Source organism: Amycolatopsis taiwanensis DSM 45107 (assembly GCF_000519205.1).
Taxonomy (GTDB): Bacteria; Actinomycetota; Actinomycetes; order Mycobacteriales; family Pseudonocardiaceae; genus Amycolatopsis_E; species Amycolatopsis_E taiwanensis.
Window position 1 is genome coordinate 444,809 of sequence record NZ_KI912598.1, and the last position, 14,430, is coordinate 459,238.

The 14,430-nt window shown below is 70.3% G+C and carries 16 protein-coding genes; 8 read left to right on the forward strand and 8 right to left on the reverse strand.

Annotated elements, in window-relative coordinates; genetic code table 11:
• Positions 1–39 precede the first annotated feature (39 nt).
• Positions 40–2,145 (reverse strand): RecQ family ATP-dependent DNA helicase, encoded by a 2,106-nt coding sequence (locus A3CU_RS0136900; RefSeq protein WP_027946460.1) that lies wholly within the window; start codon positions 2,143–2,145, stop codon positions 40–42.
• 172 nt (positions 2,146–2,317) lie between these two features.
• Here A3CU_RS0136900 and nadD point away from each other — a divergent pair, with 172 nt between their 5' ends.
• Positions 2,318–2,911: a nicotinate-nucleotide adenylyltransferase gene (nadD, locus tag A3CU_RS0136905; RefSeq protein WP_084144139.1), complete on the forward strand. Its 594-nt coding sequence runs from the start codon at positions 2,318–2,320 to the stop codon at positions 2,909–2,911.
• A gap of 26 nt (positions 2,912–2,937) precedes the next feature.
• Here the strand turns inward: nadD and A3CU_RS0136910 are convergent, their stop codons facing one another.
• Entirely contained in the window at positions 2,938–3,693 is a 756-nt protein-coding gene (locus tag A3CU_RS0136910) for an ABC transporter permease (RefSeq protein ID WP_027946462.1), read from the reverse strand.
• The gene (locus A3CU_RS0136915; RefSeq protein WP_245617494.1) at positions 3,683–4,519 is read right to left on the reverse strand and encodes an ABC transporter ATP-binding protein; all 837 of its coding nucleotides are present in this window, start codon (positions 4,517–4,519) and stop codon (positions 3,683–3,685) included. The genes A3CU_RS0136910 and A3CU_RS0136915 overlap by 11 nt, the downstream gene beginning before the upstream one ends.
• Before the next feature lie 56 nt (positions 4,520–4,575).
• Here A3CU_RS0136915 and A3CU_RS0136920 point away from each other — a divergent pair, with 56 nt between their 5' ends.
• From A3CU_RS0136920 to A3CU_RS0136950, 7 genes are all read left to right on the forward strand, one after another.
• On the forward strand, positions 4,576–5,208 hold the full coding sequence (locus A3CU_RS0136920) for a TetR/AcrR family transcriptional regulator (protein WP_027946464.1): 633 nt from the start codon (positions 4,576–4,578) through the stop codon (positions 5,206–5,208).
• Positions 5,209–5,240: 32 nt separating this feature from the next.
• Positions 5,241–5,621, forward strand: a complete 381-nt coding sequence (gene rsfS / locus A3CU_RS0136925; protein ID WP_027946465.1) for a ribosome silencing factor — start codon at positions 5,241–5,243, stop codon at positions 5,619–5,621.
• Positions 5,618–6,229 carry a histidine phosphatase family protein gene (locus tag A3CU_RS0136930; RefSeq protein ID WP_027946466.1) on the forward strand — a complete coding sequence of 204 codons (612 nt, stop codon included), beginning with the start codon at positions 5,618–5,620 and terminating at the stop codon, positions 6,227–6,229. Before rsfS ends, A3CU_RS0136930 begins: the two co-directional genes overlap by 4 nt.
• On the forward strand, positions 6,222–6,971 hold the full coding sequence (octT, locus tag A3CU_RS0136935; protein WP_027946467.1) for a diglucosylglycerate octanoyltransferase: 750 nt from the start codon (positions 6,222–6,224) through the stop codon (positions 6,969–6,971). Before A3CU_RS0136930 ends, octT begins: the two co-directional genes overlap by 8 nt.
• Positions 6,972–7,049: 78 nt before the next feature.
• Positions 7,050–7,907 carry a DegV family protein gene (locus A3CU_RS0136940; protein ID WP_027946468.1) on the forward strand — a complete coding sequence of 286 codons (858 nt, stop codon included), beginning with the start codon at positions 7,050–7,052 and terminating at the stop codon, positions 7,905–7,907.
• A 123-nt stretch (positions 7,908–8,030) separates the two neighbouring features.
• Positions 8,031–8,798: a ComEA family DNA-binding protein gene (locus A3CU_RS0136945; protein WP_027946469.1), complete on the forward strand. Its 768-nt coding sequence runs from the start codon at positions 8,031–8,033 to the stop codon at positions 8,796–8,798.
• Positions 8,795–11,209, forward strand: coding sequence for a ComEC/Rec2 family competence protein (locus A3CU_RS0136950; protein WP_027946470.1), 2,415 nt, complete (start codon positions 8,795–8,797; stop codon positions 11,207–11,209). Before A3CU_RS0136945 ends, A3CU_RS0136950 begins: the two co-directional genes overlap by 4 nt.
• A 12-nt stretch (positions 11,210–11,221) precedes the next feature.
• Here the strand turns inward: A3CU_RS0136950 and crcB are convergent, their stop codons facing one another.
• From crcB to thrC, 5 genes are all read right to left on the reverse strand, one after another.
• Positions 11,222–11,593: a fluoride efflux transporter CrcB gene (gene crcB / locus A3CU_RS0136955; RefSeq protein ID WP_027946471.1), complete on the reverse strand. Its 372-nt coding sequence runs from the start codon at positions 11,591–11,593 to the stop codon at positions 11,222–11,224.
• A 46-nt stretch (positions 11,594–11,639) separates the two neighbouring features.
• Positions 11,640–11,981, reverse strand: a complete 342-nt coding sequence (locus A3CU_RS0136960; RefSeq protein WP_027946472.1) for a DUF190 domain-containing protein — start codon at positions 11,979–11,981, stop codon at positions 11,640–11,642.
• Entirely contained in the window at positions 11,982–12,476 is a 495-nt protein-coding gene (locus tag A3CU_RS0136965) for a fluoride efflux transporter FluC (RefSeq protein WP_027946473.1), read from the reverse strand. It abuts the gene before it with no gap.
• Positions 12,477–12,678: 202 nt separating this feature from the next.
• Positions 12,679–13,050 (reverse strand): DUF190 domain-containing protein, encoded by a 372-nt coding sequence (locus A3CU_RS0136970; protein ID WP_027946474.1) that lies wholly within the window; start codon positions 13,048–13,050, stop codon positions 12,679–12,681.
• 105 nt (positions 13,051–13,155) lie between these two features.
• Positions 13,156–14,421, reverse strand: coding sequence for a threonine synthase (gene thrC, locus A3CU_RS0136975; RefSeq protein ID WP_027946475.1), 1,266 nt, complete (start codon positions 14,419–14,421; stop codon positions 13,156–13,158).
• Positions 14,422–14,430: the final 9 nt, after the last annotated feature.

A 14,430-nucleotide genomic window follows, 5' to 3' on the forward strand; every position in this document is an offset into this window, starting at 1 on the left:
TCTACCTTCGTAACACTGAGGTCTCCCTTCTGGTGAAGATCAGTTCGTACCGGCAAGGGCGAAAGGCAGGACCGCGGGCGCGCCCGCCTCTCGCAGCAACCGGGACGCCATCGTCATCGTCCAGCCCGTGTCCACGAGGTCGTCGATCAGCAGCACCGGACCATCCACGCCGGACACCGCGGCGGCGAGCTCCTTCGGCAGGCTGAACCGTTGCCACAGGTCGGCCACGCGTTGGGCGCTGTTGGCCGTGCGTGGCGTCGCGCCCTGAGCGCTCATCGTGCCCAGGAAATGCAGGCGGCCCACCTGGGCGATGCGGGTGGCGAGATCGTGGACGAGCCGGGGACGCCGACCGGACGGGAGCGCGACGACGGCAACCGGTCGCCGCGCCCAGTCCCAGGCGGCGAGTACCGACACGCATGCCTGGAACACCGGAGGAGGCACCTCGCCATCGGATGCCGCCCCGCCCACGAGGTCACGCAACCGGTTGCCCCAGCCGACGTCCGTGAGCCGCCCGAGAACCCGCCCTGGCTCCGCCAGTTCGGCCTTGGTCAGCCGGCCCGACAGCGGAACCTCCAGCGCGCCGAGCCCGGTCGGCCATTGCCGCCGGGGTGCCAGCTCGACGCCCGGCTGCCGGAGCCGGTCCGCGGTCGCCTCCACCACGCTTGCCGAGATGTCGACCTGCTCCCGCTTGCCCGTGCAGTTGTCGCACCGTCCACAGGGTTGCGCGAGGGGATCGTCGAGTTGCCGCCGCAGGAATTCCATCCGGCAGCCGGTGGTGGCCTGGTAGTCGAGCATCGCCGCCTGCTCGGCCTGACGTGCCTTGTCGACCCGCGCATACCGTTCGCGGTCGTAGCGCCAGGGCTGCCCGGTAGCCACCCAGCCGCCGCGCACCCGGCGGACGGCGCCGTCCACGTCGAGGACCTTGAGCACCATGTCCAGCCGGGAACGGGAAAGCTCCACCATCGGCTCCAACGCCATTGTCGACAGTGGACGGTCGGTGCCGGCAAGTGCGGTGAGTACCTGCGCCACGCGCTGCTCGTCCGGGAAGGCGAGTGAGCCGAAGTAACTCCAGATCTCCCGGTCCTCCTCACCGGGAAGCAGGATCACCTCGGCCCTCTCGACGCCTCGTCCCGCCCGGCCCACCTGCTGGTAGTAGGCGATCGGCGAGGACGGCGCGCCCAGATGCACGACGAAACCGAGATCCGGCTTGTCGAAGCCCATGCCCAGCGCCGAGGTCGCGACCAGCGCCTTGACCCGGTTGGCGAGCAGGTCGGCTTCGGCCGCCTCCCGCTCGGCCGGCTCTGTTTTGCCGGTGTACGCGGCGACCTCGTACCCGTGATGCCGCAGCAGGCCGGCCACGTCATGCGCGGCGGCGACGGTCAGCGTGTAGATGATGCCCGAACCGGGGAGATCGGCCAGCCGCTGCGCCAGCCAGGCGAGCCGGGCCTCGGCGGTCGGCAGCCGGACCACGGACAGGTGCAGGCTCTCCCGCTCGAGCGAGCCCCGCAGGACCAGGGTGTCCGCGGCGTCTCCGATGCCGAGCTGTTCGGCCACGTCCGTGACCACCCGGTCGTTCGCCGTCGCCGTCGTGGCCAGGACCGGAATGCCCGCGGGCAGTTCGGCCAGCAGGGTACGCAGGCGCCGGTAGTCCGGCCGGAAGTCGTGGCCCCAGTCGGAGATGCAGTGCGCCTCGTCGACCACGACCAGCCCGGCCGACGCGGTGAGCTTGGGCAGCACGGCATCGCGGAAGTCGGGGTTGTTGAGCCGCTCCGGACTGACCAGGAGCACGTCGACCTCGCCGGCGGCGATCCGCTGCTGTACGTCGTCCCAGTCCTGCGGGTTTGCCGAGTTCATCGTGACGGCCCGGATACCGGCCCGGCCGGCGGCCGCGATCTGGTTCCGCATCAGCGCCAGCAGCGGCGAGATGATCAGCGTGGGCCCGGCGCCGCGTTCCCGCAGCAGGGCCGTCGCCAGGAAGTACACCGCCGACTTGCCCCAGCCGGTGCGCTGCACGACCAGGGCGCGGCGGCCTTCGGCCACCAGGGCCTGGATCGCGGTCCATTGGTCGTCACGGAGCACGGCGGTGTCGCCGGCCAGCCGTTGGAGCACTGTGCCGGCGCGGGTACGGAGTTGGTGAAGGTCCACGGGAACACGTCTACCGCATCGGCCGGACAATCGGGCCGTGCCGGGTGTGCGAACGGACCCTTCGTACGGAATGTGACGCGACGCACGGCCTGCGGCGAAGCCGGGCCTCGTGTGACAGTCCCGCCGGTCACCGGAGGTTCCTCGCGGACTGCCGCTATATACCCTTCAGAGCATGTCACCACGTCGTGTCGGAGTAATGGGCGGTACGTTCGATCCGATTCACAACGGCCACCTTGTCGCAGCCAGCGAGGTGCAGGCCCGATTCGACCTCGACGAAGTGATCTTCGTGCCCACCGGGCAGCCGTGGCAGAAGACCGGCCGCTCGGTGAGCAGGGCGGAGGACCGTTATCTGATGACGGTCATCGCGACTGCCTCCAATCCGGTGTTCTCGGTCAGCCGTGTGGACATCGACCGCGGCGGCGAGACCTACACCGTGGACACGTTGCGCGATCTCCACCGCGAGTACCCGGAAGACCAGTTGTTCTTCATCACCGGCGCGGACGCGCTGGAACAGATCCTCACCTGGCACAACGCCGACGAGTTGTTCACCTACGCGCATTTCATCGGCGTCACCCGGCCCGGATACCGGCTCAACGACCACCATTTGCCCAGCGGCAAGGTGAGCCTGGTGGAGGTCACCGCGATGGCGATCTCCTCCACCGCCTGCCGGGAGCGTGTCGAACACAATGAGCCGATCTGGTACCTGGTGCCCGACGGCGTCGTTCGGTACGTCGACAAGCGCCGGCTCTACCGCAAGCCGGAGTAACGCCTCGAGAACGGAGACCGACGGGCCTAGAGCTTTGTGGAGCGTCCCCAGCCCCGCCTGATGCGCCATGCCGCGACCAGGCCGGCCGCCACCGCGAAGGCCACCAGCACCGCAGCCGCGGCCAGTGCTCGCGAGACGTTGCCGTCGAGCGCCGCGTGCAGGCCGGAGACCGCCCAGTAGCCGGGGGAGACCGGCGCGACGGCGGCCAGCCAGCCGGGCATCGCGGCGATCGGCACCAGCGCCCCACCGAGGGCACTGAGTACCAGCCCACCGATGTCGTAACCCGCCGAAAGGGCGCTGTGGCTGTTGGCGAATGCGCCCAGCGTCGCGCCGAGCCCGAGCAGCACCAGGGTCCATGCCAGCAGGGTGAGGACGAGCAGCGCCGGATGCGCCACCCGCACACCCAGCACCAGTCCCGCGGCCAGGACGACGGCCTGCTGCGTCACCAGGACGCCGAGCACGGGAAGTCCTTTGCCCGCGAGCAGTTCCGCAGGGCGCACGGCGGTCGCGCGAAGCCGGTGCCACGTCCGCCAGACCCGCTCGTTGAGCAATGACGCGCCGACGATGCTCATCGCCAGCAGGGAGAACGTGACCAGCGCGCCGAGCATCGCCTGGGTGGTGCCCGCCGTGATGCCCTGCGCGCCCGTGTAGAGCGGGCGGAGCGTGATCAGGAAGGCCACCGGCAGCACCGTGCGGGACAGCAGCGGCCCGGGCTCCCGGCGGAGCAGGAGGGTGTTGTGCCTGATCAGCGCGGTGGTCCGGCGGAGGCGGTCAGCGGTCACGAGAACTCCCGAGTGAGTGGTACAGGTCGTCCAGATCCGCCTTGCGCACGTCCACCGACCTCGGCAGGTGTCCCGCGGCCAGGAGGGCGGACAGGTCCGCGGGCGGGTCCTGGGTGTGGACCCGTACCTCCCCGCCGACGAGGCGGGCCCGCGGCCCGAGATCCGGCGGCGGGCCGTCGAAGACGAGCCGTAGTTCGCCGGGCAGGTGCCGGGTCAGTTGCTGCCTGCTGCCGCGCGCGATGATTCTCCCAGCGCGCGCGACCGCGAGAGTGGCGTCGAGATCGGCCAGTTCGGGCAAATAGTGCGTGGTGTAGACGACGGCGGCCCCGGTGTGCGCCCGTGCCCGGACCGCGGCGAGCAGCGCCGCGCGAGTTTCCGGGTCGGCGCCTGCCGTGGGTTCGTCGAGCAGGAGCAGGGGTGGGTCGCCGATCAGCGCGCAGGCCGCCTGTGTCCGGCGTCGCTGGCCGCCGGAGAGCAGTCCCGTTCGGCGGTCCACGGTCCCGCTGAGGTGGAGTTCGGCCACGAGTCGCTCGATGGCCCGGCCGAGGTCGCGACGGCGCAGCCCCGCGAGTTCGCCGAAAAGCCGCAAGTTCTCCCGGACGGTCAAGCTCGGGTACAACGCCAGTTCCTGCGGGGCGAACCCGAGCGGGCCATCGGCCACCACCCGCCCGGAGTCCGCGCGTACGAGGCCGGCGACCACTTCGACGAAGGTGGTTTTACCGGCGCCGTTGTGACCGATCAGTCCGGCGATCTCGCCCTGCTCGACAGTCAGGTCGAATCCATCGAGCGCGGTTTGCCTGCCGTATCGCTTGCGAAGTCCTTCCACGCACAACACCCGAGCCCCCAAATGATCTACAGCGTATAGATCTACACTGTATACTCATGCGGGGCAGGCGGGAAGAGATCCTGGACGCGGCACTGGCGATCGCGGACGAACACGGCATCGACGCGGTATCCATGCGGGCGGTGGCCGAGCGGGTCGGCATCACTCCGATGGCGCTGTACCCGCACGTCGGCGGTAAGACCGGGCTGCTCGACGGGATGCTCGGCCGGTTACTCGCCGAACTGACCGCCGCGAGTGGTGAGGCGGTCGGCTGGCGCCGGCTGCTCCGCGAGTTCGCCCATGCCACGCGGCAACTCGCCCACCGGCACCCGTGGGCCGCCGCGCTGCTGTTCTCGCGGCCCGCGGTCACGCCCGAAGCGGTCGGCGCGGTCGACCGGATCTACCTGGCGCTGCTGGAGGCGGGCGTGCCGGCTTCGGAGGTCCCCCGCCTCGAACGGATGTTGAGCACTCTGATCGTCGGATACGCGGCTTCCGAGTCGGGCGGCCGGTTTCAGCGGCTGAACCCGCGCGGACGGCGGGACCTGGCGGTGGGCGGGGCGCTGCCCGGGCACGAGGCGATCGCGCCATGGCTGGAGACGCCGGCGGACTGGGACGCGGAGTTCGAGGCCGACCTGGAAGATCTCGAGTGCCTCGTCGAAACCATCGTCGCCCGCGCCGGGTACGCTCGGTGAACCGACGGACTTCCAAGCCGTAAGGAGCATGAGTGGTAGCGACGTCCCAATCACGAGACATGGCGACCGTGGCCGCACACGCGGCGGCGGACAAGAAGGCCACCAACGTCGTGGTGCTGGACGTGTCGGACCAACTGGTCATCACCGACGTGTTCGTGATCGCGTCCGCACCCAACGAACGGCAGGTCGGCGCCATCGTGGACCACGTGGAGGAGAAACTGCGGCTGGCCGGGCACAAGCCGGTGCGGCGGGAAGGCGCGCGCGAAGGACGTTGGGTCCTGCTCGACTACGTCGATCTCGTGGTGCATGTCCAGCACGAAGAGGAGCGCTCGTTCTACGGGCTGGAGAGGCTGTGGAAGGACTGCCCGCGGATCGAGGTTCCAGGGCTGTCCGGCGCCAAGGCGACGCCGTGACGTTACAGCGCCTCGTGCTGTGGCGGCACGGGGAAACGGACTACAACGCCGCCGGCCGGATGCAGGGTCACCTCGACTCCGCGTTGACCGAGATCGGCTGGAACCAGGCACGGTTCGCGGTACCGGCGCTGGCCCGGTTCGAGCCCGACCTGGTGATCGCGTCCGACCTGCGCCGCGCCACGGACACCGCGACGGTGTTCACCGAGGCGATGGGCGTCCCGCTGCGGATCGACAAGCGGTTGCGCGAGACGCATCTGGGCGAGTGGCAGGGGTTGACCGGGGCGCAGGTCGACGCGGAATGGCCGGGGGAGCGCGACCGCTGGCGTGTCGACGCGACCTGGGCTCCCCCCGGCGGTGAGTCCCGGATCGACGTCTCCGAGCGAGCCACCGAGGTCGTCAGCGACCTCCGGACCGGTGCGGAGGAGTTGCGAACCGTGCTGCTGGCGGCGCATGGCGGCCTGATCACCGCGCTCACCGCACGGTTGCTGTCGCTGCCGATCGAGACCTGGCCACAACTGGGTGGGATAGGCAACTGTCACTGGGTGGAACTGGGCCTTCGTGACGGTACGTGGCGGTTGCACGCGTACAACGCCGGCATGCATGGCTAGCGAGGGGGCGTCTGGGCGCCTGCTCGTCTTCGGCGATTCGCTGAGTTTCCACGGTCCCAGCGGACCCTGCGCGGCCGACGAGGCACGTCTGTGGCCGAACGTCGCGGCGGCCGCGCTCGGCGGTACGGCGGATCTGGTGGCCGGCTTCGGCTGGACGGCGCGGGACCTGTGGTGGGCACTGACCGGAGATCCGCGCGTGTGGTCCGAACTGCGGCGGGTGGATGCCGTGGTGATCGCGGTGGGAAGCATGGATCCGCTGCCCTCGCCCCTGCCCACATACCTGCGCACAGGCTTGCGATACCTGCGCCCGCCATGGCTGCGGCGAGCGGTTCGCCGGGCCTACCTCGCGGCTCAGCCACGGCTGGCGGTGGCGTTGCGCGGCCGGCCGGTCGCCCTGCCGAGGAAGCTGACCATCCATTACCTGGACAGGTCGGTGTATGCGCTGCGAGTGCTGCGGCCCGAGTTGCCGATCGTCGCGGTGCTGCCGAGCGTGCACCGTGCGCCGTCCTACGGCGGTGTCTACGCCGAACGCGACGCGACCGCCGCGGCCATCGCCGCGTGGGGGGATCGGGTCGGCGTCCCGCTGCTCGACCTGGCCGCGGTGGTCGGTGAGCACGTGCTGGGCGGGCGCGGCAATCCCGACGGAATGCACTGGGGATGGGAAGGACACGCCGACGTGGGCAAGGCGATGGCCGCGCTGGTCGGGCCGTTGCTGGCCGCTTCAGGCGCCGACGGCCGGTAACGACCATCGGGGCGCGGCACACCGGCGGGGGCCTCCACGGGCGGCATCCGGGGCGGGCGTGGCCGTAGGCTGGCGGGCGTGCCGGTCGCCGTCATCACGGACTCCACTGCCCACCTGCCCGAGGGCTTCGCCGAGCGGTTCGCCATCGGTGTGGTGCCGTTGCACGTGCTGATCGACGGCGTGGCCGCGTTGGACGGGATCGATGTCGGGCCGGCCGCGCTGGCCAAGGCGCTGGCCGAGCGCCGGTTCGTGACCACGTCCCGCCCGGCGCCCGGGGAGTTCGTGGCCGCCTATCGCGGCGCCCTGGCCGACGGCGCCGACTCGATCGTCTCGATCCACCTCTCCAGCGAGATCTCGGGAACCTGGGAGTCGGCGTTGCTCGCCGCCCAGGACGTCGGTCCTGAGCGCGTGCGCGTCGTCGATTCCCGAAGCACGGCGATGGGGCTGGGCTTCGCCGCCCTGCGCGCCGCTCGCGCCGCCGCCAACGGCGCCTCGGCCGAGGAGGTCGAGAGCGCCGCGGTATCGGCGGCGGGGCAGTCGGAGACCCTGTTCGTGGTGGAGACGCTGGAATACCTGCGCCGGGGCGGGCGGATGGGGGCGGCCGCGGCCTTGCTGGGCACCGCGTTGGCCGTGAAACCGTTGCTGGGCATCGACCACGGGAGGATCAAGCCGGTCGAGAAGGTTCGCACCATGCACCGGGCGATCGCCCGCATGGTCGAGCTGACCGCCAAGGCCGCGGGGGAAGGGCCGGTCGAGGTGGCGGTGCATCACCTGGCCTCACCGGAGCGGGCGGTGGAACTGGCCAACCGGCTGGAGGAGCGGCTCGCCGTGCGGGGCGGCTGCCTGGTGTCCGAACTCGGCGCGGTCATCGGCGCGCACACGGGTCCCGGAGTGATCGGCGTCGTCGTTCAGCGCGAGCCGGGCATCCTCCCATAACCCACCGACAACGAGTGGACGATTCCGCCACGCAACGCGGACTTGTCCACACACCCCGGCTTGTCCACAGCCCCGGTGATCTCTGCTTTTCCAGCCACGGACCGTCCTCCTACCGTCGAATGCGTGTTCGAGCAAACCTTCCCCGAATCCCCGAGCTCAACGGCGCGCAACCGACTGAGCGAACTCGTCGACCAGGCGCGGTCCAGCACGACCAACGGTCCACCGCCGCTTCAGGCGGCGGGCCGGCTCGTCGAGCGCTGGGTTCCGTCCGCGCTAACCCGTAGTCCCCACCGCCGCAGGCTGCTGGCGGTCTGCGGCGCGGTGGTCGTGGTGATCGTGCTCGTCGGCGGGTCGATCCTGCTGCTCGGCGGCGGTCCTCCGGCCGAGCGCCCGCCCTTGTTGCCCGCCGCGCCTGACCGGCCCATGCCCGTCACGACCACCGCGCGCAAGGCCGCGGACAGTTCGCTGGTCGTGAGCGTGGTCGGCAGAGTGGCTTCACCCGGCTTGGTAACGCTGCCGAGTGGAGCGCGCGTGGACGACGCGTTACGCGCAGCAGGTGGCGTCCTCGATGGTGCCGACATCACCGCCCTCAACCTGGCTCGGAAGTTGTCCGATGGTGAGCAGCTCTACGTCGGCGTTCCCGTACCTCCGCAGGCGTTGCCGGAACCGGCCGCGGGCGGCAGTGCGCCGCCGCCGGGCAAGCTCGACCTCAACAGCGCGACTCTCGAACAACTCGACACCCTTCCCGGCGTCGGTGAGGTGACCGCGAAACGGATCATCGAATGGCGTACCCAACACGGCGGGTTCACCAGCGTGGAGCAGTTGAAGGACGTCGGCGGGATCGGGCAGGCCAAATTGTCCCGGCTGCGTGACCAGGTGACTGTCTCGTGACGACGCGGGAGATCACCGCGGCACGGCAGGATTTCCGCCTTGTACCGGCCGCCTTGTCACTCTGGTTGGGTGCGCTGGCCGGTCTGCTCTTCGGCTGGTGGGCCGCGCTGGCCGGCGGCATCGTGACGATGCTGGCCGCCTCGTTCCTGCTGTGGCGGCGACCGGCTGGGTCGAGCGCCGGCGGTTCCGGCTGGGTGGCCCGGTTTCGCGGCAACCGGTGGCGTTCCGGCCTGTTCGGCGCCTTGCTGGCCGGTCTGGTGCTCGCCGGTCCGCTGACCATACGGATGTTTCGCGCCGAGCACGACCCACTCCGCGAACTGGCCGCCCGCGGGACGAGCGTGACCCTGCGCGTCGTGGTGGCCGGGCGTCCGAAACCGGTGCATTCGGCCGGATACGCCGATCAGCCCTCCAGCGCCCGGTTGGTGGTGGTGACGGCCGACGTGCTGCAGGCCGAGGCGGCCGGAGGCGGTGGCCGGGTGACCGTCGGTTCCGGCGGCCGGGTCGTGCTCATCGCACCGTTCCAGCAGTGGTCGGATCTGCTCCCCGGCCAGGAGGTCACCAGCGAGGGAAAGCTGGCGCCGCCACGCGGCGCCGACCTGACGGTCGCCGCGGTGTACGTGCGGGGGCCGCCGGTGAACCCGGGCTCCGCGCCTTGGTGGCAACGTGCGGCCGAATCGCTCCGGGGTGGGCTTCGGCAGGCCAGTTCGGGCCTGTCCGCGGATGCGGCCGGACTGCTCCCGGGACTGGTCGCAGGAGATATCAGCGGCCTTTCGCCACAGGTCCAGCGGGAGTTCACCGCTGCGGGCATGTCGCACCTGATGGCGGTCAGCGGGAGCCAGTTCGCCATCGTGGCCGGTGTTGTTCTCCTGCTGCTGCGGATCCTTCGGTTGGGGCCGAGGTTGTCGGCGCTTCTCACGGGATTGGCACTCACCGGCTTCGTGGTTTTCGTCGGTGCCGAGCCCAGCGTGTTGCGGGCCGCTGTGATGGGCGGGGTCGGCCTGCTCGCGATGGCGCTGGGCCGGCGGCGTTCGGCACTGCCCGCCTTGGCCATAGCGGTGTGCGTGCTGGTGGTCTTCGACCCGGCTACCGCAGTCAGTTTCGGCTTCACGCTCTCGGTACTGGCCACTGGCGGGCTGGTGTTGCTCGCCCCGCGGTGGGCGGGTGCCCTGATCCGGCGCGGAGTGCCGGCCGGTTTCGCGGATGGACTGGCGATTCCGGTGGCGGCGTTCGTCGTGACCGCACCGGTGATCGCGGGTATGGCCGGAGCGATCAGCGTTGTGTCCATCGTGGCCAACATCCTGGCCGCCCCGGTGGTAGCGCCGGCGACCGTGTTGGGCGTGGTGGCCGCGATGCTGAGCACCTTCTGGCCGGCGGCCGCCGGGTGGTCGGCGTGGCTGGCCGGGCCCGAAGCCGACTGGCTGGTTCTCCTCGCGCGCCATGCCTCTCGGGCGCCCGGCGCGGTGCTGTCGTGGCCCAGCGGCTGGTGGGGCGGGTTCCTGGCACTGGTAGCAGTGGGCGTGTTGGTGCTCGCGCTGCACCACCGTCGCCTCCGCGTCGGCCTCGCAGTCGTGCTGGTCTGCGTGTTGCTCGCCGTGGTGCCGGTACAGGTGATCGCACCTGCTTGGCCTCCCGCGCACTGGTCGTTCGTGGCATGCGATGTCGGACAGGGAGACGCAGCGGTGCTGGCCACCGCCGACCCCGGGCGGGCGGTGGTGGTGGACACCGGACCCGAGCCTGGCCCCGCCGACGAGTGTCTGACCAGGCTCGGCGTCGACCGGGTGCCTTTGCTGGTGCTGAGCCACCTGCACGCCGACCACATCGGCGGTCTGGACTCGGTGCTGGCCGGCCGCTCGGTGGGCGCGGTCGCGGTCGGCCCCGGGCGGATGCCGGGCTGGGCCTGGCGCCAGGTCGCCGAGGTGACCACGCGCCGGGGAGTGCCGTTGCTGGAGCTGGCACCCGGACAGCGGCTCGACTGGCCAGGGCTGAGCGTGCAGGTGCTCGGCCCGCGCGAGGTCAGCACGCGGCAGCTGGACGACACCGACGGAACAGTGATCAACAACGCCTCTGTTGTGCTCAAGGCGGTCACGGCGGCCGGGCGGGTTTTGCTCCCCGGCGATGTCGAGTTCGATGCTCAAGGCGAGTTGTTGGCGGCCGACACGGATCTACATGCGGAGGTGCTCAAGGTGCCCCACCACGGCTCGCGTTACTCCCTGCCGGGATTCTTCGCCGCGGTGGCACCCCGGATCGCGGTCATCAGTGTGGGCGCGGGAAATCGCTACGGCCACCCAAGCAAGTCCACAGTAGACACGCTGACGGCGGACGGGGCGCTCGTGGCCCGGACCGACTCGGGCGGTGACACCGCCGTCGTCGCCGACGCGCAAGGACCGGAGGTGGTGCGAAGGGGTGGGTGACTTCGATCGGCCTTACTGGAAGACGATCGCCCGCGTGGTGGTGTAAGCGAGCAGAGCAGCGCCAAGGCCGGCGATGATGCTGACAAGAGTGTTCATGGCGGCGTAGAAGTATGCCTTTTGCTCTGCCAGCCGAAGGGTTTCGTAACTGAAGGTGCTGTAGGTGGTCAGCGCTCCGCAGAACCCGGTCCCGGCCAGGGCCAGGGCGGGCGTGGGAACCGCGGTCCCGGCACCGGTGAGGGCGCCGAGGATCAGGCAGCCGACCAGGTTGACGCTGAACGTTCCCCACGGGAACAGGCTGTCGTGACGGGACTGGACGGCACGGTCGGTGAGGTAACGCAGGGGAGCGCCGACAGCGGCGCCGACGAAGATCAGGACGAGGGTCATGCTTGTTCCTGGTTGCTCTGAGTACCGCGGGTCGACACAGACGCTGTCATTCGGTGGGCTTCCGTGGGTAGCGCACGACCTCGACCTCGTCGAGGAGGACCATGCCCTCGGTGACCAGGTCATCGAGTTGGGCCAGGAAACCACGGACGCGGTCCACGCCGTCCACGATGATCACGATCAGGGGCAGGTCTTCGGTGAGGCTGAGCAGGCGGGTGGTGTGGATCATGGCGGAGCGGCCGTAACCCTCGCTGCCGTGCAGCACCGTGGCCCCGGCCAGGCCGGCTTCGCGAGCTCGCCGCACGATTTCGTGGTGGAGCGGCTTGTGGTGCCAGCGGTCGTCCGCGCCGACGAAGATCGTCAGCCGGAGCGCCTGCTCGGTCTGGATCAGTCAGGCCACCTCCTGGCGGGCGGTGTTCAGGCGCAGGGCCGCTCGGGTGACCGACACCCCGGTGATGACGGCGAGCATCGCGCAGAGGAATGTCCCGGCGAGATAGGCGAAGGCGAGCCCGACCGTGCCGGGCTGGAGCAGTCCCCGGATCTCCACGGCATAGGTCGAGAAGGTGGTGAACCCGCCGAGCACACCGACACCGAGGAACGGCCGGACCAGGCGGTGAACGGTCCACCGCTCGGTGATCAGCACCATCAGCACGCCGATGAGGAGGCAGCCGAGCACATTCGCGAAAAACGTGGCCCACGGGAACTGGCCGGGAAGGACCGGCAGCAGCAGGGTGAGCCCGAAACGGGCCAGGGCGCCGAGCCCGCCGCCGAACGCGATCGCCACGAGCACCGGTGCGTGGCGGCGCGCCAGCTCACGACGCTGCGCGCCGACCCGGAGGTCGACGTCGGAGTCGATGGGATGTTCTAGTTCGACCTCACCGCCCATGGTCGTATCCTCCTACTCCCGCGCTGGACGTGTTTCACCTCGTCCGGGTCGAGTAGGGACCGTTGGCAGCTGACCTGCGGTTCTTCGAGACCGAAAGCGGCGAGCCCCACCGCCGCGTCTTAACACGATACCGGCAGGAGCGTAACCCGCACGGGCCTGTGTGGCGGTATTCACCGTCTGTCCGGCCGGTGTCACCGGTGATTCAGCCGGATCGCCGGTCGCGGTGCCGCGAGTGCGCCGTCTCGCCGGGCACATACCGGACCACGTCGACCTCGTCGAGGGTGACCAGGCCGCTGATGTCCAGCTCGTCGAGCTGCGGCAGGAAGTCCCTGATCCGCTGCTCCGCGTCGACGATCACGATGAGCAGTGGTAACCGGTCGCCGATGGGGAGCAGGTGCGCGGTGTGAATCGCGGAGGTCGAGCCATAGCCCTCGATACCGCGGACGACCGTAGCCCCGGCGAGCCCCGCCCGGTGCGCCCGGTGCACGATCTCGGCGTGAAGCGGCTTGTGACGCCAAGTGTCGCCCTCGCAAACGAAGATCGACAACCGCAGCGCACGCCCGGAAACCTTCACCGTTCGCCCTTCTCGCAGGGCCACCTTACTTGGCCCTGCCCGCAGGAGAGAAGGGTCGAGCCGGCCGGATCAGCGCCGGTCTTCCGCGGACCGCAGGCGGCCCGCTCAGTCGCCGAGCGCCTCGCGCACAGCGTCGGCCGAGGGCGGCACGGTGGCGCGCGGGCCGATCCGGCCTTCCACCGCGTCGAGCGTCTTCAGCCCGTCACCGGTGATGATCAGCACGGTCTCCGCGTCCGGGTCGATCTTGCCGGCCTCGATCAGCTTCTTCGCGGTCGCCACAGTCACGCCACCGGCGGTTTCGGTGAAGACCCCTTCGGTGCGGGCGAGCAGCCGGATGCCCTCGACGATCTCTTCGTCGCTGACGTCCTCGACCGCGCCGCCGGTGCGCTTGACCGTGTCCAGAACGTAGGGCCCGTCCGCCGGGTTGCCGATGGCCAGCGACCGGGCGATGGTGTCCGGCCGGACCGGCCGGACCACGTCGTGACCATCCCGGAAGGCGGCCGACACCGGGGAACACCCGGTCGCCTGCGCACCGAACACCCGGTACGGGCTGTCCTCGATCAGTCCGACTTCGGCGAGCTCGCGGAAGCCCTTGTCCACCTTGGTCAGCTGCGAGCCCGACGCGACCGGCACGACGACCTGCTCGGGCCGCCGCCAGCCCAACTGCTCGGCGATCTCGAAGGCCAGCGTCTTGGAACCCTCGGAGTAGTAGGGCCGCACGTTGACGTTCACGAACGCCCAGGTTTCGTGTTCCGCGGCGAGTTCGGTGGCCACGCGGTTGACGTCGTCGTAGTTGCCGTCCACCGCGATCAGGTTCCCGTCGTAGACCGCGGTGGTCAGCACCTTCGCACGCTCCAGCGACGACGGGATCAGCACCACCGACCGCCAGCCGGCCCGGGCGGCGGCCGCCGCGACCGCGTTGGCCAGATTGCCGGTGGACGGGCAGGCGAGGGTGTCGAAGCCGAATTCCCGGGCCGCCGCCAGCGCGACGGCGACCACGCGGTCCTTGAAGGAATGTGTCGGGTTGCCGGTGTCGTCCTTGACCCAGATCCGCTTCACGCCGAGCGCCTTGGCCAGCCGGTCGGCCCGGATCAGGCGGGTAAAGCCGGGCTCGGTGTTCGGGATCTCCGCCACGTTCGAGGGCACCGGAAGGAGCTTCTGGTAGCGCCAGATGTTCTTGGGACCCGCCTCGATGTCCTCGCGGCGCACCTTGCCGAAGTCATAGGCGACCTCGAGCGGCGAGAAGTCCTCCGCGGAAACGAACTCCGGGGCCAGCGGCTGGCGGTGTCCCTCTTCCTTCGACACCAGCTCCACCGCGGGGCCGAGGTCAAGGGTGCGCCGGGCGCCGGTCGACGTAAGGGTTGCAGTCATCGCGAGGTT

Bases quoted from the DNA above. Each gene is read 5' to 3' on its own strand.
- A3CU_RS0136965 (WP_027946473.1), bottom strand. From the start codon at position 12,476: ATGGGCGGTGAGGTCGAACTAGAACATCCCATCGACTCCGACGTCGAC.
- thrC (WP_027946475.1), bottom strand. From the start codon at position 14,421: ATGACTGCAACCCTTACGTCGACCGGCGCCCGGCGCACCCTTGACCTC.
- crcB (WP_027946471.1), bottom strand. From the start codon at position 11,593: ATGACCCTCGTCCTGATCTTCGTCGGCGCCGCTGTCGGCGCTCCCCTG.
- A3CU_RS0136920 (WP_027946464.1), top strand. From the start codon at position 4,576: ATGCGGGGCAGGCGGGAAGAGATCCTGGACGCGGCACTGGCGATCGCG.
- octT (WP_027946467.1), top strand. From the start codon at position 6,222: ATGGCTAGCGAGGGGGCGTCTGGGCGCCTGCTCGTCTTCGGCGATTCG.
- nadD (WP_084144139.1), top strand. From the start codon at position 2,318: ATGTCACCACGTCGTGTCGGAGTAATGGGCGGTACGTTCGATCCGATT.